1 protein-coding gene is annotated in these 230 nt (G+C 40.9%); it reads left to right on the forward strand.

All coding sequences use genetic code 11. From position 1 onward, the window contains the following. Window positions 1–230, forward strand: a 230-nt coding sequence (locus FLA105534_RS00110) for a condensation domain-containing protein (RefSeq protein WP_173964027.1), incomplete at both ends; no start/stop codon positions are given.

Raw genomic sequence — 230 nt, forward strand, 5'->3', positions numbered from 1 at the left:
TTGTCGCGTTATAGTGGTCAGGATGATATTTGTGTTGGAACGCCTATTGCGAATCGTACCCAATCAGAGTTAGAGGGCATGATAGGCTTTTTTGTCAATACACTGGCACTTCGCAGTGATCTGAGTGGTAATCCAGACTTTAGGGAACTTTTAAAAAGAGTAAAAGAAACTACACTTGGTAGTTATGATCATCAATTGGCTCCATTTGAGAAAGTAGTAGACCGTGTGGT

This window comes from Flavobacterium collinsii, assembly GCF_902804485.1.
Lineage (GTDB): Bacteria > Bacteroidota > Bacteroidia > Flavobacteriales > Flavobacteriaceae > Flavobacterium > Flavobacterium collinsii.